This is a genomic window from Shewanella sp. S23-S33 (assembly GCF_043359565.1).
Lineage (GTDB): Bacteria > Pseudomonadota > Gammaproteobacteria > Enterobacterales > Shewanellaceae > Shewanella > Shewanella oncorhynchi.
The window spans coordinates 18,535-38,576 of record NZ_JBHFFD010000048.1 but is presented as its reverse complement, the minus strand read 5'-3'; the positions used below and the strand labels follow the sequence as shown (position 1 = coordinate 38,576).

Below are 20,042 nucleotides of genomic sequence, written 5' to 3'. Positions count from 1 at the left end.
GTAATCGCGATGATCAACGACTACGGTAAACCGGATACTTAAGGTATTGGTTATCGTAGTAAGGGCTACGTTCATAGAACCAGCGTAGGCGTGCCTCAGGATCGGCGGCAAACTCGGCATTGGTCAGTGCTTTGTCGAACTCCGCTTGTAGCTTAGGATCTTCCTTCAGCATCTTGGCCGCCAGTGGCTCTACCGCATAATCTTCAATGTATTCAGTACGAGTGAAGATAGGATTGAAGAAACCCCATTGCAGTAAAGAATCTGGTGATTGCGGCTCAAGCAGTAAAATCGCCAGATCGCCTAGCGGTTGATCTGTACTGATTTTAATGGTGCCAGCGGGCAGAGTGGTGCTGACTTTGGTTAACTCTGACTCGGCTTTGACCGTTTGGCGGCCCTCAAAATCCTTAGTGCTAAACACGGGATTGCTGAGGGTATATTGCTGCAATTTCAACTCGGTTGGCTTTTTGAGCGTGGTCATGCGAATGCCATGCACGTTAAGACGATCAATCACTTGAGTCCATTGCGCTGGAATATAGTAAGCACTCGGACGAGTGACCTTAATGTCGGGCACTGTTTCAGCCATCACAGGCAAGTTAGGGTAAAGTTTTGGTTCACCTGTCCAGCGCACAACTTCAGCGCCACTGATGGGGCTCTTTTCAAGTAGATAATCTATGCCTTTAAAATCCCAGCCTTTTTCTAATGGTGCTAATTTCCAAGTAAGGGTGATTAGCGGTGAGGCGCGGTATTTATCTTCTTGAATCGCACTCTTAAGTTTCGTCGCCTGTTCACCCACGGTTTTGAGGGTTTGCGCTAACATCACATAAGTGCCGAGCACCCTTTGTTTAAAGGGCTTTAGGCTATGGTTTTCAACCAGAATGGTGGGCAAATGGCGAGCATCGCCATAACCGTTAGAGAAGCGCGGGCTTGGATTCCACAGCGACATGCCTTTGTTAATATCGACGTTATCCACGGCAAAAATCAGTGCGCCGGGAATATGGCCTTGTTCCGTTAATGCGGCTTCAACCGCAGGTCTGTAGCTGTTTTCGAGCCAGCGGTAGCTCGCTGGGCTTAAGCCTTGGGCAAGGTTATAACCGAAGGTCACATCGTATTGATAGTCGATGCCGTCGGTAACATGGACATCGATATACAGATCCGGTTGCCATACGTTGATTGCGCGCAGCATGTGCTGCATTTCTAAGCTGTCGGCCTTAGCATAATCGCGGTTAAGGTTGAGATTATTAGCCGTGGTGCGCCAGCCCATATTCACAGGGCCACGTTGATTTACACGATTAAATTCGCCGCTGCGCTCATGGGCATCAACACTAAAAATAGGCACAAACAAGAGGTTAGCTTTATCGAGCAGGGCACTTTTATCGCCTTGGATAATGTCACGTAGCAGCATCATGCCGGCATCTTTACCGTCGATTTCTCCCGCATGAATTCCCGCCTGCACTAGCACTGTCGGCTTAGTGTTTTGTTTGAGGCGTGCCGATTCATTAATGCCTTCACTGCTGGCGATATACATCCAAATATCGCGCCCTTGTGGGCTCTTACCTAAGCTCACCTTTTGTAATTTATCTGTCTCGCCCGCGAGTTTGTCGAGCCAAGCGATAGTGGCATCGTAGCTTGGACTTTCAATACCGCCACTTTGCTCAAAGGGAGTCGCCCACTCGCTATCAACACTTAACATGAGCGATTCGCTGGCGCCATGCCAAGTGATGCTGGGCGGTAAAATCGCATCGTTGACAAAGGTGTTGGCTCGTTCAGGAATGGGCGCTGGTTGTGCTTCTGGCGCCGTAACTGTGGTATCGGCCAGTACATTAGTCGCAGTTTCAGTCGCTTGGCTATTCGCTGCTGGACTTGCATCCTGTGACGTTGTGATTACTGGGGAGCCAACTGCCAATGTTTCTGTGGTAGAAGCTTGCGCCATAGTGGCTGCCGGAGTTGTTTGGGCTGTGGTTTTCGCATCATTGGCAAAAGCATTCCCAGGGTACAGATTGCCCGTAGAGAGACAGGCAATGGCGATAACGGAGAAAGAAAACAAGCGCATGAAAAGAGTCCATCTATCGAATTTTTATTAGGACGGTATCTTTTCATTAAACGCCCCGTTAACGCAAGGGCGGCTAAGGGTTATCCGGCATTTCTGGCATGGATTTAAGCACTAAGCGGAATGGTAAAATCGACTAAGCCGTTTTGTTGGGCGTTATCTGAGAAGCTGGCCGCTTGTTATAGGCAATGTCGATAATGGCAATGTCTTTATAAAGTGCTTCGACGGCAATCGCGAGCTGATAAATCAGCCAGCTATAACCTGTGAGCGCAAATCCCTGCGGCACTTGGTCGTTTACGGCTGTCACTGGATCTGCGGTCGATGCTTGAGTGGCTGCGACTAGGGCAAGCTGGAGTCTGTGTTGCAATTCTTGATCTAAGCATTCTGGCAGTGTCGGCAATTGTTGAGCTTTACCCGCCACAAATTCTGCAAGTTGTTGCAAATAGAAGGCAAGCTCAGAGGCAACCGCATTAATCTGCAGATAGGCGTCTTTGTCTTCTTCCTGCCAGCGGGTTAAGGGTAAGAGTTCGAGTAAGGTGATTAAGCGCACTTGTTTATTGGCTAACTGCGACAGTAGCACTTTGTGTTTTTTGAGGGTTTGACTTTCCCATTCCAAGGAGAAAAACAGTTTCTTTTGAGTGAGTACGGCCTTCATCGCAGCCTCTAGTCTAGCGCGAAAATCGAGCTCATGATTGGCGGGTGCCTTAAGATGCTCGGCTAATACTTCGGCCATATTGTCGATGGCATGGGTGAGTTGGGAGCGCCAATCTTGTTTAGCTTTAATCGGAAAAATGAACAGTGAGACCAAAATAGCAATCACGCAGCCGGAGAGGATGTTGGCCGTGCGCCATAGTGCCTCAGAGGTGTCATGGTTGGCGTCGCCGACCACGATTATGATGGTAAATCCGGCCACTAAATAGGCATAGCTGTAACGTCCGGCCGAGATAAAACAAATCAAGCTAACGGCTAAGATAAGCAGGCTCATGATTAGCCAATAACTGTCCACAGTGGCAACTAACATCACCCCATAAGCTGAGCCTAAACAAGTGCCTATTGCCCTTTGTAGCGACTTTTCAATCGCGCCGCCTACCTGAGGTAAACTCATCATAATGATCACTATCGTGACCATGCTCCAAATAAAATGCGGTGGCGCCCAAATGGCATTAATAGTGACAGCAACGAGTAAGGCTAGCCCGAGCTTTAGGGCGTGAATTGAGCGAAAATGGCGATAGATAAAGTCGGCAAAGGGTGTGGCTGGGGCAAATACAGACATAGGGCAAAATTCCTTTGAGCTAACTTAGCGATGTTAATCTAGTGGCAGTATCGCAGAAAAACCGTGTCACTTGCGGCCATAGCGCCATAAAGAAATGTAAATTGCGAAATCTAGCAAATTGAGCTTAGTGGATGGCGCGGGAGAGATCACATTAACACTCAGATTAAATAGGCTTAACTTATGCGTGTAGAGGCAGGCCATTATACCGTGCTGCAGATATAAAAAAGGCTTGAATAAGCGTTGCCTATTCAAGCCTATATTCAAAGTGTTTGAGTTAGCTTAAGCTGCGCTCACTATCCGCTTTAACGTCAACTTCTGTGTATTTATCCATGATCAAGGCACAAGCCGCATCGCCAGTGATATTAAGTGCGGTGCGGATCATGTCAAAAACCCTGTCTAATGCAAACAGCAAAGGTAAACCATCGATAGGAATTCCCGCAGCTAACAGCACTGCCACTACTAAGAAGGATGGGCCCGGCACACCTGCTTGACCAATTGCACCTAAGGTTGAGGTGAAAATGATGGCCGCATAGGCTGTCATCGACAGATCAACGTTATACATTTGGGCGAAGAACATGGCTACTAAACCATAATAAATCGCGTTGCCGCTCATATTTATGGTGGCGCCTAACGGCAGTACAAAAGCCGTGGTTGCCTTAGAGACTTTAAGATCTTCCTCACAGGTTTCCATATTCACTGGCAGAGTCGCCATTGAAGAGGCGGTCGATAAGGCCATTACCTGCGGTTTCTTCATTGCCGAAATAAACTGGCGCGCCGACACTCTTGAGAAGAGTTGTACCACTAATGGGAAGAAGATAAAGCCGTAGATCAGAATCGCAGCCACAAACACGGCGAATAACTTAAACACGACTTCTAGTGCATCGAAACCGAAGGTGCCGACAGAATCGGCCATCAAACCAAATACACCGATAGGGGCAATGATCATCACGCAGTTGATCATCCACACAAAGGCATCGACGACTGTGTTGAGTGCGGCCAAAATAGGCTTAGCGCCATCGCCTTTAACTTTAGTCAGTGCGATGCCGAAGAAGATACTAAAGACTAAGATTTGTAATATGTTACCGCCGTTCAGCGACTCGAATACATTGGTTGGGATCATGCCGATAAAGGTATCCATTACCCCGGGTAATGCGCCATGTTCCTTGGTTACTTCCATCAAGTCTGTGCTGCTGTGGGCGGTAAAATCAACGCCTGCACCCGGTTGGAACAGACTACCGATCAAGAGTGCAAGCACAACGGCAAAGCCCGACGTGACAATAAAAAAGCCGAAAGTGCCAATGCCAATCTTACCCGCCGATGGGCTGTCACCTAAGCTCGCCGCGCCGCTGATGATAGAAACCAATACCAGTGGTATCACTAGCATTTTGATTAAATGGATGAAAATGGTTCCGAGTGGTGCAAACACACTTGCACTCTCGCCCATGATAAAACCCACCAGTGCGCCGATAATCATGGCAATAACCACTTGCACACCAATGTTACCTAATAAACTCTTGCTCTTCATTCTTGCGAAACTCCCCAGTTGCCGCAGCATTTTGTGTCATGCACAGACGATTTGAACCTAGACGACTCAAGCTTTAGTGATTAAGGCTTACTCTAGGCTAAAGGTTCACTCTATGTTAAAGGCAAATGCCCGACATTTTTGACCGAGTAAAGTACCACAATTGCATAGCAGGGGATTGTGAAACATCACCAACCTTGGTTTCAAAATAACCAAAGTCTAAATCACGTTAACGTTAAATGAGGAATGCTTAAATTTATGCGCTTAAAAATGAATAAAGCTTATTTAATTGTGGAATTTTAACTGCCGAATTGATGAATTGTGATTTTTACTTTGATGGGCGCAGATATCCTCTCGTATTCTTGGGGCGGCTTGAGTCGTTGGTCACCCATCTTTTACTTGTATGAATCATGAGAGTGGTTAATAGCTAAAAAACCTCCATGACCATTCAACTCTGTGACTCACTCAGTTTTCCCTATGACAACTCCATTTCGAGGACATTATGAACATCACCTCATTTTTTGGCCCGCCCGAATCGTTACAGTGTTGGATAAGAAAGTGCGTCGAACAACCTGGATTAAGTTATTGGCTGGTTTATCAAGATCTTGATGAAGGTGAATCCCTGCAACTGACCACTCCATTATTCCCGATAGTGAATGATATGAGAGACCTATCGGATGACGAAATCGATGTCTTTGAGGATAGCTTAGGCCGGAGTGACTATGGTTATCTGCTAAACATGGATCAAGTCGAGGATGTGATCGATAACCTCAAGCAGCAAAAAGCCCAGCCAAGTGAGCAGGAACTACTTGAAGCCATTATCTTTTACTATGAGAGAGATGCGTTTATAGATATTTAAGTGTTTATTTTTATTTTGTTGTTTCTATATAAAATAAAATTACGTGTTGTTAGCGGTAAATACCGACGGTTAACGTCGGCATTTGCGTTTAAGGTGAGGTAATAAGTTGTGCACCATTTAGTGGTTATTGAGGTATTGAGCGCCTGTTTATTATGAATTCAATTTCGCAAGCACTCTGAATACCTCTTGAACGCCCTAGGGTATTGCTGGGAAGGTGAATGAGCTGCCAATCCCTAGAGGCAAGCCTAAGGCCCAATATGCCAGTAAGAAACCGCTCCAAAGTAAAAGAAAACTGATTGAAAACGGTAACATCAGTGCCACTAAGGTGCCGATGCCTGATTCCTTAACGTATTTTTGGCAAAACACCACAATCAACGGAAAGTAAGGCATCAACGGGGTGATGATATTAGTGGATGAGTCGCCCACTCGGTAAGCGGCTTGAGTTAAATCCGGTGATACACCTAGTTCCATTAACATGGGCACCATAATGGCACCAATCAATGCCCATTTGGCTGAAGCGGAACCCACTAATAGATTGACGAACGCGGTGAGAAACACAATTCCCACCAAAGTCACGCCCATAGGAAGGGCTAATTCCTTTAACGCCAACGCGCCTTTAATGGCCATTAATGCGCCTAAATTAGATTGACCAAAGGCATAAATAAACTGGGCGCAGAAGAAGGCCATGACGATGTAATAACCCATGCCGCTCATGGATTTGCTCATGCCTTGAATAATGGCTCTGTGATTGTTTGCCGTGCCAGCGACGTAACCATAGACTATGCTGGGCACTAGGAAGAACACAAAAATAATCGCCACAATGGATCGCATTAAGGGGGCCGAGGCACTGGTTAGGGCGCCATCGGTACCACGCCAGGCAGAGTTGTCACCATAGGCGGTAAACACCAGCCCTAAAGCACATAACAACATGGCGGCCATGGCGAATTTGAGTCCGCGGCGCTCATGGGGTTGCAGTTCATCTAGGGTTGGGAGCGTGCTGGGATCGCCATTCACCGCAGTGTTTTTTAGGCGCGGCTCGATAACTTTATCCGTTAAGAACCAGCCAACTAAGATAATTAAAATGGCAGAAGCCGAAGTAAAAAAGATGTTATTCAGTGGGTTAATCGTTAATGTGGTAGCCGCGGGATCGGCTGATAATCTTGCCGCTGCCTGAGTTAAGCCCGCTAACATAGGATCAAGGCTGGATGGCACGCCAACGGTTGCAGAAAAACCGCCGGATACGCCAGCGAAAGCGGCGGCAATACCGGCTAAGGGATGGCGACCAGCGGCATAAAAGATCACCGCGCCGAGCGGGATAACGAGTACATAACCCGCATCTACCGCGACATGGCTTAGAATACCCACGGCTATCAATACCGGAGTGAGTAACATTTTGGGAGTGACAGATAAAATGGAGCGCAGCCCTGCATTAATAAAGCCAGTATGTTCAGCAACGCCTAGACCCAACATAGCAACCAGCACGACACCGAGCGGCGGGAAAGTCACAAAGGTCGTGACCATCGTCGAGGTAAACGCGGTCAGTGCACCGCCTTCGAGCATATTAACGACTTGAATCGGGTTACCAGTACGAGGGTCGATTTCATCAAAACTGACACCCGATAATCCCCAAGAGATCAGCCAGACTAAGCCCAGAAACATCGCAAATAATACCGCCGGATCAGGCAGTTTATTGCCGACGACTTCGACGCCATTGAGAAATCGCTGGAATCCAGTGACAGGTTTATGATTTTCCATTTGGGTGCCGCTTCCTAAAAATGATGATTGTTATCGGCGATTATAAAAACGCAGCATTAATTTAAGCTTGGTTTAACTAATCGATAAGAAATAAAACACATAAAAATCTATCGTAGTGGCTTTAGTGTGGGTGGATTTAATCATCACTAAATCAATTTAGCCGCAAATAAAAAGCGCGGGTTCATGACTGAACCCGCGCTTTTTATAGAACGATATTTTTGACTCAATAATCGTACCGAACAGAGCCGCTACGCGCTTATGCCTTTGGGCCAGCGTTACGGATAGCGTCTGACACTTGATACTTAGCGAAGTTTTTAGTGAAAGCTTCTGCTAGCTTCTGGGCGTATTCGGCATATAGCGCTTTGTCGCCCCAAGTGTTGATTGGGTTGAGTAAATTGCTGTCTACGCCTGTGACTGCCACAGGAACGGCGAGGTTCAAGGTGTCTAAGTGGACGGTTTCAACATCTTTCAATTCACCGCTGACAATCGCATCGACGATGGCGCGGGTGGTTGGGATGTCAAAACGTTTACCTACACCGTGTGGACCGCCAGTCCAGCCTGTGTTGACTAAGTACACTTGGCTGCCGAAGGACTCAATGCGCTTCATCAACAGTTCTGCGTACACGCCAGCAGGGCGTGGGAAGAAAGGTGCGCCGAAGCACGTTGAGAAGGTGGATTGAATCGCCGAGGTTGAGCCGATTTCAGTCGAACCTACTTTGGCGGTATAGCCAGACAAGAAGTGGTATGCCGCTTGTTCTTTGGTCAGGATAGAAACCGGTGGTAATACGCCAGATACATCGCAGGTTAAGAATACAACCGCATGTGGCTCGGCGCCGCAGTTGTCTTCTTTACGTTGGGCGATGTGCTCCAGCGGATAGGCTGCGCGAGTATTTTCCGTTAGGCTACTGTCTTTGTAGTTAGGTACGCGGTGTTCGTCCATAACGACGTTTTCAAGCACAGTGCCGAAACGAATCGCATCCCAAATCACGGGCTCATTCTTTTGGCTTAAGTCGATACATTTGGCGTAGCAACCGCCTTCGATGTTGAATACGCCGCCGGGTGCCCAGCCGTGTTCATCGTCACCGATCAGGAAGCGTTTTGGATCGGCAGAAAGTGTGGTTTTACCTGTGCCAGATAAACCGAAAAACAGCGTAGTGTCGCCATCTTTACCTACGTTGGCCGAACAGTGCATTGGGAGCACGCCTTGGGCTGGCAGTAGGAAGTTCTGCACTGAGAACATAGACTTTTTCATTTCGCCAGCGTATTTCAGGCCAGCGAGCAGCACTTTACGCTCGGCGAAGTTTAAAATTACGGTCGCATCTGAGTTAGTGCCATCACGTTCTGGTACGCAAACAAAGTCAGGGGCATTGATGATCTGCCACACTGGTTTGTCTTTACGATTAAATTCTTCAGGAATGATAAATAGATTGCGGGCGAACAGTTGGTGCCAAGCGTATTGTGTAGTAACACGTACTGGTTGGTAATGTTCAGTATCGGCACCGACTTCGAGATCAGATACAAACAGTTCTTTATCGGCTAGGTAAGCTTCAACCCGTGCCCATAAACCTTCAAAAGCACCTGGATCGAAAGCTTGATTGACTGGGCCCCATTCGATATCAGCTTCTGAACTGGGTTCTCTTACAATGAAACGATCGCCAGGTGAGCGACCGCTGCGAGCGCCTGTTTTAGCAACTAATGCGCCATTGGCTGTCAATTCACCTTCGCCGCGTAGCAGGGCAAATTCGACAAGTTGTGCTGTTGAGGGGTTAAAGTGAACGCGGTTTAATCCATCCGCCATAGTAAGGTCTCCATTTGATTTGTAAGGTTATTTTAATATCGATCGTCTGCCGATTTAATTTTATTTATCGCCTGAGTCGTGCTAGGTGACAAAGTGAGGGCGATTGTAGCCTAAGCCGAGTGCAATGTGTGAGGGGATTATAGGTATGAATAAAAAATGGGCGCCAAATAGGGCGCCCATTTTTTAGCGGGAGTCGTTTTACTGCTGGGTTGTTGATGTTTGACCGTTAGCAAATAAGGTTGCTACGTCTATGGCATCAAAGGTGTATTTAGCGTGGCAATATTCGCAACCCATTTCTATCTTGCCATCTTCGGCGAGTATGGCTTCGATTTCTGCTTGATCTAAGGTTTTGATCGCGCCGGCACTGCGTTCATGGGAACAAGTGCATTTAAAGCTCACATCGATAGGATCAAATAAGCGTACTTCTTCCTGATGATAGAGGCGATGTAACACGCTTTCTGCATCAAGAGTAAATAGCTCTTCGGCCTTGATGGTCGACGTCAGTTGGCTCAAGTGTTCGAAGTCGGCGTTGTGATCTTGCTGGCTTGGCAGAATTTGTAGGAACATGCCCGCCGCTTGTTTGCCGTCGGCAAATAACCAAATTCCCGTAGGTAACTGCTCAGATTGATTGAAGTATTCTTCAACACAGGCAGCAAGCGTTGGCTTGTCTAGTGCAACGACACCTTGGTAGCGTTCACCTTCCTCGGGTGTTAAGGTGATGACCATATAGCCTTGGCCGAAGAGTTCTGTGAGGCTCGCATCATCGGCGAGTTCAGCATTCCAGCGAGCCACACCGCGTAACTCTTGTAAATTGTTACCGTTGATCACCGCTAAAGATACAGGGCCGTTGCCTTGTAACTGTACGCTGATATCACCGCTAAATTTCAATGTAGCGGTTAATAGTGAGGTGGCTGCCATTAATTCACCCAGTAGCACTTGCAGTACGGCTGGGTATTCTTGGGCGCTGATCACTTGTTGATAGCTGTCTTGTAACTGCACCAGTTCACCGCGCACATCGGCATTATCGAACAAGTAGCGGTGTAAAGTATCTTGGTTCATCGTGTATCTCACTGTTAAAGGTCTTTAAAGCGCATGAGCTGGCGTCGTTGCTTTTTATCTGGTTTCTGATCGGGTATCGGGTTATTGAGCATGTGGAGGCGTCGTTGCTCAGCATTAATGGCCCGTTTAGCCAGACTTGTCGCGGTTTCTTCGTACAATTCTTGTGCAATCGCACCACTTTGGCGTAATTGCGATAATTTTTTTATGACGATCTCTTTATCGTCATATCCTTGGCGTATCTTAAGGACGGCGCCTATCTCGGCATTCCTACTAGATTTGGCACGCTGGCCGTTGTAATGTACTTTGCCGCCGTTAATCATTTCTTTGGCGATGGCACGGGTTTTATAAAAACGTGCAGCCCAAAGCCACTTATCGAGTCGAATGTCTGTTTTATCGCTTTGACCTTGAGTCATAGTGTCTCCAGCTAAAAGATCGATGAGTTCACATGCCGAGCAAGAAAATGCGTGAAGAGCATTTCTATTATGTTAAAGGGTGGCGTGCTTCACACCCTTTTATGGCGGGCAAAGTTAGCATAATTGGCCTATTTTCGCCAATTTGAATGCTGTTATGGGCTTGTTGCCAAATGCTGCCTAGGTTAGCATGAGACGGTAATCGCCTAATTATTATAATCAGAACAGAGACCTGTATCGAGGGTCCACATAAAATATGGATTTATTAGATAAAGTTATCGCAAAAGCCATTGGCATGCCCCATAAGCCCTTAAGCCGGATAGTCTTCTGGTTGGGTTTTATTGTGATCATGTTGTTAGCCGCGCAAATTACATGGAAATTAGTGCCTACTAGCTCATCACCCAGTGCTTGGTCGCCAACGCCCGTTAACCTGACGGGTAAAGGTGCTGGGCAGGTTGATCTTGCGGGTTTACAGCAGCTTGGTCTCTTTGGTAAGGCAGATGCTAAATCTGAAAAGCCAAAAACTGAGGTTGTTGAGACTGTGACCGACGCGCCTAAGACCACGCTCTCTATTCAGCTCACTGGCGTTGTTGCATCGACAGCGGATCAGAAAGGCTTAGCGATCATTGAGTCAAACGGCAGCCAAGAGACCTACAGCTTAGGCGATAAAATTAAGGGCACTTCGGCATCACTGAAAGAAGTCTATGCCGACCGTATTATCATCACTAACGCTGGCCGTTACGAGACATTAATGCTCGATGGCTTAGTTTATACTAGCCAAAGCCCAGCTAATCAGCAGTTACAACAAGCTAAGACTAATAAGACTGGCTCGGCAGTGAGCCGTGTCGATCAACGTAAAAATGCCGAAATCTCCCAAGAACTCGCCGAATCCCGCACCGAATTGTTAGCCGACCCCAGTAAGATCACCGATTATATTGCCATTTCACCTGTCAGACAGGGTGACGCTGTGGCGGGATATCGCTTGAATCCAGGGAAAGACGCCAATTTGTTTAAGCAGGCGGGTTTTAAAGCTAACGATTTAGCCAAATCGATTAATGGATACGACTTGACCGTAATGAGTCAAGCGTTAGAAATGATGAGCCAATTACCCGAGTTAACCGAAGTTTCTATTATGGTTGAGCGGGAAGGACAATTGGTTGAAATCATGTTTAGTTTGCCGCAATAACACGCGTTAGAGGAAAGAAAAAGAATGAATAACAAAAGGATTCGACGCAAGCTGATTGCTGGGGTTGTTGCGGGTGCAGCCATGTTCTCCTCCCAATTCGCTTGGTCTGAACAGTATGCGGCCAACTTTAAAGGCACGGATATTCAAGAATTTATCAATATCGTTGGTAAAAACCTGAATAAGACCATCATAGTTGACCCGACAATTCGCGGCAAAATCAACGTTCGCAGTTATGATCTGCTTAACGACGATCAGTATTACCAGTTTTTCCTCAACGTCTTACAAGTTTACGGTTATGCCATTGTTGAGATGGAAAATAACGTTATTAAAGTCATTAAAGACAAAGATGCCAAAACCGCTGCAATTCGAGTCGCTAACGATAACGACCCCGGCCTTGGTGATGAAATGGTGACGCGTATCGTGGCCTTGTATAACACTGAGGCCAAGCAATTAGCGCCGTTATTACGTCAACTTAATGATAATGCGGGTGGCGGCAACGTAGTGAACTACGACCCCTCCAATGTCTTGATGTTGTCTGGCCGTGCTGCGGTAGTGAACAAGTTAGTCGAAATTATCCGTCGAGTGGATAAGCAAGGCGATACCTCGGTGCAAGTGGTGCCGTTAGAATTTGCTTCTGCGGGTGAAATGGTGCGAATTATCGATACACTTTATCGTGCTACCGCTAACCAATCCCAATTGCCAGGCCAAGCGCCAAAAGTGGTTGCTGACGAACGTATCAATGCCGTGGTCGTGAGCGGTGATGAGAAGAGCCGCCAACGTGTGGTCGAGCTTATCCATCGTCTCGATGCCGAACAAGCCAGCACAGGTAACACAAAAGTCCGTTATCTACGTTATGCCAAAGCAGAAGATTTAGTTGAAGTGCTGACCGGTTTTGCCCAAAAGTTGGAAGGCGAGAAAGATCCGAGCGCTCAGGCTGCAGGTGGTGGTAAACGCCGTAATGAAATCAATATCATGGCACATACTGAAACCAACGCCTTAGTGATCAGTGCTGAACCCGATCAGATGCGCACTATCGAGAGCGTGATTAACCAACTCGACATCCGCCGTGCTCAAGTGTTAGTTGAAGCGATTATCGTGGAAGTGGCTGAGGGCGATAACGTTGGCTTCGGGGTGCAATGGGCGGCTAAAGCGGGCGGCGGCACTCAGTTTAATAACTTAGGCCCAACCATAGGTGAGATTGGCGCGGGTGTATGGCAGGCACAAGGGGAAAAAGGCTCATCAATCACAACGCTTGACCCTGAAGGAAAGCCCGTAGTGACCACCAACCCAGATAAGCGCGGAGATGTAACGCTACTCGCCCAAGCCTTAGGCAAAGTGAACGGTATGGCTTGGGGCGTGGCCATGGGCGACTTTGGTGCCTTAATTCAAGCAGTGTCGAGTGACACTAACTCAAACGTACTGGCAACGCCTTCTATTACCACCTTAGATAACCAAGAAGCCTCGTTTATTGTGGGTGACGAAGTGCCTATTCTGACAGGTTCTACCGCCAGCTCGAGCAACAGCAACCCATTCCAAACCGTTGAGCGTAAAGAGGTTGGGGTTAAACTGAAAGTGGTGCCACAGATCAACGAAGGCAGCTCAGTTAAGCTGACGATTGAACAGGAAGTTTCTGGGGTTAACGGTAATACAGGCGTGGATATTTCCTTCGCGACTCGTCGCTTAACCACTACCGTTATGGCGGATTCTGGTCAAATTGTGGTACTCGGTGGTTTGATCAACGAAGAAGTACAAGAAAGTATACAAAAAGTACCGTTCTTGGGTGATATCCCTATTCTAGGACATTTGTTTAAATCTTCTTCGAGCAAAAAAACGAAGAAAAACCTCATGATCTTCATCAAGCCAACAATCATACGTGATGGCATCACGATGGAAGGGATTGCTGGACGTAAATATAATTATTTCAGAGCATTACAGCTTGAACAGCAAGAGCGTGGCGTTAACTTAATGCCTGATACTAAAGTGCCTGTACTAGATGAATGGAATCAGTCTGAGTATTTACCACCTGAAGTTAACGAGATTTTAGAGCGTTATAAAGAAGGTAAAGGCTTAGATACTCAGATGCGTAAAACGGATCCAACGCTCAAAACGCTCGATGAAAACAAAAACAAAGATAAAACCAATGAGTGAAATTCAACTATCCCAAGTCGATGACCTCAGCCAAGTCTCTAATGAGCTAGGCCTTGAAGCTGAAGGTGATGAGGTATTTCGTTCGAGCAGTAAAGAGCGTTTACCTTTTGCCTTCGCACACCGCCACGATGTGGTGCTCGCGCTGGGTGAAACGGGCGAGTTAAGCTTGTTCTATACGAGTAAAACACCCTTAACGGCTATGCTCGAAGCGCGGCGTTATTCGGGTGTTGATTTGCCTTTGGTTAAGCTCGAAGTGGCGAAGTTTGAGGCCAAACTCACTCAAGCGTATCAGGCGAACTCGTCTGAAGCACAGCAGTTGATGGAAGACATAGGCAACGAGATGGATTTATTCACCCTTGCCGAAGAGCTACCGCAGACCGAAGACTTGCTCGAAGGTGATGATGATGCGCCTATCATTAAATTGATTAATGCCTTGTTATCTGAAGCGATTAAAGAAGAAGCGTCGGATATCCATATCGAAACCTACGAGAAACAGCTTGTGGTGCGTTTCCGTATCGATGGTGTGCTCAAAGAGGTCCTCAAGCCAAACCGTAAACTGTCGTCGCTGTTAGTGTCGCGGATTAAGGTTATGGCTCGCCTCGATATCGCCGAAAAACGTGTGCCACAGGATGGCCGTATTTCGCTGCGAATCGCAGGTCGTGCGGTAGATGTGCGGGTATCGACCATGCCATCGAGCCACGGTGAACGTGTTGTACTGCGTCTGCTGGATAAAAATACTGGCAACCTCGATTTAGAACAATTGGGGATGACAGACAGTATTCGCGTTAAGTTTGAAGATCTTATTCGTCGTCCTCACGGGATCATTTTGGTGACTGGCCCTACGGGCTCGGGTAAAAGTACCACTTTGTATGCGGGTCTGACGGAGATCAACTCCAAAGACACCAACATACTCACAGTAGAAGACCCTATCGAATACGAGTTAGACGGTATTGGTCAGACCCAAGTAAACACTAAGGCCGACATGACCTTCGCCCGTGGTCTGCGCGCTATTTTGCGTCAAGATCCCGATGTGGTGATGATAGGTGAGATCCGTGACCTCGAAACCGCACAAATTGCGGTGCAAGCGTCACTCACTGGCCACATGGTGATTTCAACCCTACATACCAACACAGCCTCTGGCGCGATTACACGTTTGCAAGACATGGGCGTAGAGCCTTTCCTCGTGTCTTCAAGTTTACTCGGTGTGTTGGCTCAACGTTTGATCCGAACCCTTTGTCCTAAATGTAAAATCGAGCATGTGCCCGATGCGCGTGAGCGTGAGTTGCTGGGCATCGCCGCCGATGACGACAGACGTATTTTCCGTGCCAATGGCTGTAAATCCTGTGGTAACAATGGCTACCGTGGTCGAACCGGTATTCATGAGCTATTACTGGTTGACGATAATGTGCGTGAATTGATCCATGGCGGCCGCGGTGAGTTAGCCATCGAAAAGTATATTCGTCAGTTTGTACCGAGCATTCGTCACGATGGCATGAGCAAAGTGCTCGCGGGCATCACCACTCTCGAAGAAGTGCTACGTGTGACTCGCGAGGAGTAATTTATGCCAGCATTTGAATATAAGGCACTGGATGCCAAGGGAAAGCAGCTTAAGGGCGTGATTGAGGCGGATACCGCCAGACACGCCCGCAGCCAACTGCGCGATCAGCGCATGATGCCCTTGGAAATACTGCCTGTTACTGAAAAAGAAGCCAAAGCTAAGAGCAGCAGTTTTTCATTTTTCAAACGTGGTATTTCAGTTGCTGAATTAGCTTTGATCACCCGCCAAATTGCGACCTTAGTGGCCGCGGGTTTACCGATTGAAGAATCCCTTAAAGCCGTTGGTCAGCAGTGCGAGAAAGATCGTCTCGCGAGCATGATTATGGCGGTACGTTCTCGGGTGGTGGAAGGTTATAGTCTGGCCGATTCCTTGGCTGAATTTCCGCATATTTTCGATGATTTATACCGTGCCATGGTGGCCTCGGGTGAAAAATCCGGTCACTTAGAAGTGGTGCTTAATCGTCTGGCGGATTATACCGAGCGACGCCAACAGCTTAAATCTAAGCTGACCCAAGCCATGATTTATCCCGCGGTTTTGACCACAGTGGCGATAGGGGTGATTTCAATCCTGCTAGCTGCGGTTGTGCCTAAAGTGGTCGGACAGTTTGAGCACATGGGCGCTGAGCTTCCCGCCTCGACCCGATTTTTGATCTCGGCCTCTGACTTTGTTCAAAACTATGGTGTGTTTGTGGTTATCGCCTTAGTGCTGTTATTCGCACTCTTTCGCCGCATGTTAAAGTCACCTGCGTTTCGGATGAAGTACGATAATTTTTTATTGAGCATGCCGGTTGTTGGCCGCGTGAGTAAGGGATTAAATACGGCGCGTTTTGCGCGGACGTTAAGTATCTTATCCGCCAGTTCAGTGCCTTTGCTCGATGGTATGCGTATTGCGAGTGAAGTGTTGCAGAATATGCGAGTGCGCGCCGCAGTTGACGATGCGACCGCACGCGTGCGGGAAGGAACTAGCTTAGGTGCAGCGTTGACTAATACTAAGTTGTTTCCGGCTATGATGTTATACATGATTGCGTCGGGCGAGAAGAGTGGTCAACTTGAGCAGATGTTAGAGCGGGCCGCCGATAACCAAGACAGGGAATTCGAAGGTAACGTCAACATAGCATTGGGTGTATTCGAGCCTATGCTGGTGGTCAGTATGGCGTGTGTTGTGCTCTTTATCGTGATGGCAATTTTGCAGCCAATTTTAGCCTTGAATAACTTGATTAGCGGTTAATTTTTGAATTTATGGATTATGACCAAGTCGATTGGCATAGGATTTTTTTAGGAGAAGTAGTCGATGCAAATGAACAAGAAACATCAAGGTTTTACCTTACTCGAAGTGATGGTTGTTATCGTGATTTTAGGGATTTTAGCCTCTATGGTTGTGCCTAACTTGATGGGTAACAAAGACAAGGCTGACCAACAAAAAGCCGTGTCTGACATAGTTGCACTCGAAAATGCCTTAGATATGTATAAGTTAGATAACGGTGTTTATCCATCGACCGAACAAGGCTTAGAAGCATTAGTGCAAAAGCCTACGATTTCGCCTGAGCCACGTAACTACCGTGAAGATGGTTATGTAAAACGTTTGCCAGAAGATCCATGGCGCAATAACTACCTGTTGTTAAGCCCTGGCGAAAACGGCAAGTTAGATATTTTCAGTGCAGGCCCCGATGGTCAACCAGGTACCGAAGATGACATCGGTAACTGGAATTTACAGAATTTCCAATAAGATGCTAAAGCTGCGTCACGCTGGTTTCACCTTAATGGAGGTGATGCTAGTGATTTTGTTGATGGGGCTCACGGCTGCGGCTGTGACTATGTCTATCGGCAATTCTGGGCCGCAACAGGCCTTAGATAGAACGGCGCGGCAGTTTATTGCGGCCACTGAAATGGTGCTTGATGAAACTGTTTTAAGTGGCCAGTTTATTGGTATTGTGATTGAGAAAACCAGTTATCAGTTTGTTTTTTATAAAGAAGGTAAGTGGGAGCCTTTGGATAAAGACAGACTTTTATCTGAAAAGCAAATGGAGCCAGGGGTTGAACTGAACTTAGTGCTCGATGGTTTACCTTTGGTACAAGAGGATGAGAAAGACGATTCTTGGTTCGAAGAACCGCTGATTGAACCCTCTGCCGATGATAAGAAGAAACACCCTGAGCCACAGGTCATGCTATTCCCGAGCGGTGAAATGAGCGCTTTTGAGCTGACGTTTATCGCTAAAACTAACAAAGGCCAGCAGGCCGAAACGTTAGTGGTCGGTGATGCGCTGGGCAGATTAACCATAGGGCGCCCCGATGAAACGCGTTAAGGGCATGACCCTACTCGAAGTGATTGTTGCCCTTGCCGTATTTTCGATTGCGGCCGTGTCTATCACTAAAAGTTTGGGCGAGCAGATGGCAAACATGCCGATTCTGGAATCGCGCACTTTGGCACAGTGGGTGGCTGATAATCAGATGGTCGATGCCAGACTTGATCCACAGTTTCCTGAAATCGGTAAAAAAGAAGGTCAAGTTGAGCTCGCAGGAAAGGATTGGTATTGGCGTAAAGAAGTGGTGAAAACGACGGACGATAATTTTCGTATGATCCGCATAAATGTGAGTGAAGACGAACGCTATCAGCGTATTGCCGCACAAGTGAGCAGTTATGTCCTTAAAACTAACTAGTGCGCAGCGGGGATTCACCCTGCTGGAAATGCTGATCGCCATTGCGATTTTCGCCATGATAGGTTTGGCTTCTAATGCGGTACTCAGCACAGTGCTGACTAACGATGAAGTGACGCGCGCTTTTTCAACTCGGCTTAAAGCTCTACAGCAAGGTTTTGGTGCGATTGAGCGTGATCTCGCGCAAATGGTGGCGCGCACACCAAGATTACTCGAAGGTGGTCGAGGTTCGACCGTCTTCCAAACGGGCAATGATATCTTAGATTCGGAATCAGAAGCCTTAGTGTTTTACCGTTTAGGCTGGTTAAATCCCGACGGTTTATTACCGCGAGGCAGCTTACAGTCGGTGGCGTATGTGGTGCATGAAGGGCGGCTGGAACGTTGGTATTTTCCTTATCCTGAGCCTGAGTTTGGCGCCGAGCCGATTAAGACAGTGATTATCGACAAAGTGCTGTCGGTGGAATATTCCTTCTTCATGGAAGACAAGTGGGAGCGTAAAGTCGAGGCGACTAAGTTGCCTAAAGCGATCGCCATGGAGATTGAGATTGAAGGTTTAGGCAAGATCCAACGTAAGTTCTTGTTGCCGCTGGGTGCTGTTGCACCAGAAAAGTCTAAGGATGACGATAATAAAGACGAAAATCCTGACGATACGAACAAAGATAAAGACAAAGATGGTGATGGAGTCGATGATGGCTCGGGGAACGATCCAGGTGACGGTTCTGGTGATCCAGGTGATGGCGACCCTGAAGATGAGGGCCGCGAATGAGAACCAAATCTCGGTCTAAACAGCGCGGTGTCGCACTGATAGTTGTGCTCTTGATTGTGGCCATGGTGGTGATCATCGCGACAAATATCACTGGCCGTAATCAGTTATCCATGCGTCGAACGTTGAACTTGGCCCAGTACGATCAAGCCTATTGGTACGCGATTTCTGCCGAAGAACTGGCGAAGAAGATTTTAAAACAAGATTTAGACGACTCGGAAGGTCGAGTCCACAGGCAACAATATTGGGCCATGGCCGATGTTGTGTTTCCGGCTGAATACGGTGAAATTGCTGGCAAGATCACTGATATGCGCGCCTGTTTTAACTTAAATGCCTTGTCTGTGACTACGAAAGAGGTGGAAAACAGTCAACCTAAGCTGCCGCTGGCGGCGAAGCAATATAAGGCCTTGTTGGTGAGTTTAGGGATGGACGACTTTAGTGCGGACCGTCTGACCCAGACCTTAAAAGATTATATCGACGAAGACACCACTGCTAGCCCTTATGGTGCCGAAGATGCGGAATACGAAGCGCGAAATGTGCCTTACCGTGCGGCCAATACGCTGATGAATCATCGCAGTGAATTACGGGCAGTGATGGGATACACCCAAGATATCTATTTGAAACTCTTGCCCTATGTATGTGTGATCCCAGGCAATGACACGCAATTACTGAATGTGAATACCTTGGAAGTCGAGCAAGCGGCACTGTTAGCTGGCATGCTTGAAAATCAGATTTCGGTAGGCGAAGCAGAAAGTATCATCAACCAACGCCCCGGCGATGGCTTTGCCAAGATAGATGATTTTTATGAAAGCTCATCCATGGGATCGATCAAGTGGGAAGGTGCCATGAAGTCGAGCTTTGTCATCGATAGCCAATATTTTTTATTGGCCTCGGGGGCGAAGGTTGATAACGCCGTATTTAGAATGGAAAGTGTGCTCAAAAAGAGCGGCGGCAATAAAATGGAAGTGCTCACCCGTCAGTTTGGTGGACAAAAATAATGGCAGTGCTCA

Annotated in this window: 17 protein-coding genes; 10 read left to right on the top strand and 7 right to left on the bottom strand. The window is 47.5% G+C overall.

Annotation, left to right across the window (positions count from 1 at the left end):
* Positions 1–13 precede the first annotated feature (13 nt).
* The 3 genes from ACHA99_RS12510 to ACHA99_RS12500 all read right to left on the bottom strand — a co-directional run bounded on the left by ACHA99_RS12510 (position 14) and on the right by ACHA99_RS12500 (position 4,845).
* Complete coding sequence (locus ACHA99_RS12510; RefSeq protein ID WP_393943059.1) at positions 14–2,050, bottom strand: M14 family metallopeptidase; 2,037 nt, start codon at positions 2,048–2,050, stop codon at positions 14–16.
* Between the two features lie 133 nt (positions 2,051–2,183).
* Positions 2,184–3,320, bottom strand: coding sequence for an FUSC family protein (locus ACHA99_RS12505; RefSeq protein WP_131525700.1), 1,137 nt, complete (start codon positions 3,318–3,320; stop codon positions 2,184–2,186).
* Between the two features lie 274 nt (positions 3,321–3,594).
* Positions 3,595–4,845: a dicarboxylate/amino acid:cation symporter gene (locus ACHA99_RS12500; RefSeq protein ID WP_393943057.1), complete on the bottom strand. Its 1,251-nt coding sequence runs from the start codon at positions 4,843–4,845 to the stop codon at positions 3,595–3,597.
* Between the two features lie 499 nt (positions 4,846–5,344).
* On the opposite strand from ACHA99_RS12500, the gene ACHA99_RS12495 reads away from it, so the two are divergent.
* Positions 5,345–5,701 (top strand): hypothetical protein, encoded by a 357-nt coding sequence (locus ACHA99_RS12495; RefSeq protein ID WP_393943055.1) that lies wholly within the window; start codon positions 5,345–5,347, stop codon positions 5,699–5,701.
* A 195-nt stretch (positions 5,702–5,896) separates the two neighbouring features.
* On the opposite strand, the gene ACHA99_RS12490 is transcribed toward ACHA99_RS12495, so the two are convergent.
* The 4 genes from ACHA99_RS12490 to hslR form a co-directional block, all read right to left on the bottom strand.
* Positions 5,897–7,456 (bottom strand): AbgT family transporter, encoded by a 1,560-nt coding sequence (locus tag ACHA99_RS12490; RefSeq protein WP_393943053.1) that lies wholly within the window; start codon positions 7,454–7,456, stop codon positions 5,897–5,899.
* A gap of 256 nt (positions 7,457–7,712) precedes the next feature.
* The gene (locus ACHA99_RS12485; protein ID WP_173497001.1) at positions 7,713–9,254 is read right to left on the bottom strand and encodes a phosphoenolpyruvate carboxykinase; all 1,542 of its coding nucleotides are present in this window, start codon (positions 9,252–9,254) and stop codon (positions 7,713–7,715) included.
* Positions 9,255–9,452: 198 nt separating this feature from the next.
* Complete coding sequence (gene hslO, locus ACHA99_RS12480) at positions 9,453–10,313, bottom strand: Hsp33 family molecular chaperone HslO (RefSeq protein WP_168826959.1); 861 nt, start codon at positions 10,311–10,313, stop codon at positions 9,453–9,455.
* A gap of 14 nt (positions 10,314–10,327) precedes the next feature.
* Positions 10,328–10,726, bottom strand: a complete 399-nt coding sequence (hslR, locus tag ACHA99_RS12475; RefSeq protein ID WP_011848177.1) for a ribosome-associated heat shock protein Hsp15 — start codon at positions 10,724–10,726, stop codon at positions 10,328–10,330.
* Positions 10,727–10,979: 253 nt separating this feature from the next.
* Between hslR and gspC the strand changes: the two genes are divergently transcribed.
* From gspC to gspK, 9 genes are all read left to right on the top strand, one after another.
* Complete coding sequence (gspC, locus tag ACHA99_RS12470) at positions 10,980–11,909, top strand: type II secretion system protein GspC (RefSeq protein WP_131525237.1); 930 nt, start codon at positions 10,980–10,982, stop codon at positions 11,907–11,909.
* A 24-nt stretch (positions 11,910–11,933) separates the two neighbouring features.
* Positions 11,934–14,057, top strand: a complete 2,124-nt coding sequence (gene gspD / locus ACHA99_RS12465) for a type II secretion system secretin GspD (protein ID WP_393943050.1) — start codon at positions 11,934–11,936, stop codon at positions 14,055–14,057.
* Positions 14,050–15,615 carry a type II secretion system ATPase GspE gene (gene gspE, locus ACHA99_RS12460; RefSeq protein WP_105250994.1) on the top strand — a complete coding sequence of 522 codons (1,566 nt, stop codon included), beginning with the start codon at positions 14,050–14,052 and terminating at the stop codon, positions 15,613–15,615. Before gspD ends, gspE begins: the two co-directional genes overlap by 8 nt.
* 3 nt (positions 15,616–15,618) lie before the next feature.
* A complete protein-coding gene (gene gspF / locus ACHA99_RS12455) occupies positions 15,619–16,842 on the top strand; it encodes a type II secretion system inner membrane protein GspF (protein WP_105250995.1) in 1,224 nt (407 codons plus the stop codon).
* A 63-nt stretch (positions 16,843–16,905) separates the two neighbouring features.
* A complete protein-coding gene (gene gspG, locus ACHA99_RS12450; RefSeq protein ID WP_105250996.1) occupies positions 16,906–17,340 on the top strand; it encodes a type II secretion system major pseudopilin GspG in 435 nt (144 codons plus the stop codon).
* A 1-nt stretch (position 17,341) separates the two neighbouring features.
* Positions 17,342–17,917 (top strand): type II secretion system minor pseudopilin GspH, encoded by a 576-nt coding sequence (gene gspH / locus ACHA99_RS12445; RefSeq protein WP_263185064.1) that lies wholly within the window; start codon positions 17,342–17,344, stop codon positions 17,915–17,917.
* Positions 17,904–18,272, top strand: coding sequence for a type II secretion system minor pseudopilin GspI (gene gspI / locus ACHA99_RS12440; RefSeq protein ID WP_393943047.1), 369 nt, complete (start codon positions 17,904–17,906; stop codon positions 18,270–18,272). The genes gspH and gspI overlap by 14 nt, the downstream gene beginning before the upstream one ends.
* Positions 18,253–19,035 (top strand): type II secretion system minor pseudopilin GspJ, encoded by a 783-nt coding sequence (gene gspJ, locus ACHA99_RS12435; RefSeq protein ID WP_105250999.1) that lies wholly within the window; start codon positions 18,253–18,255, stop codon positions 19,033–19,035. Before gspI ends, gspJ begins: the two co-directional genes overlap by 20 nt.
* Positions 19,032–20,030, top strand: coding sequence for a type II secretion system minor pseudopilin GspK (gene gspK, locus ACHA99_RS12430; RefSeq protein ID WP_393943045.1), 999 nt, complete (start codon positions 19,032–19,034; stop codon positions 20,028–20,030). Before gspJ ends, gspK begins: the two co-directional genes overlap by 4 nt.
* Positions 20,031–20,042: the final 12 nt, after the last annotated feature.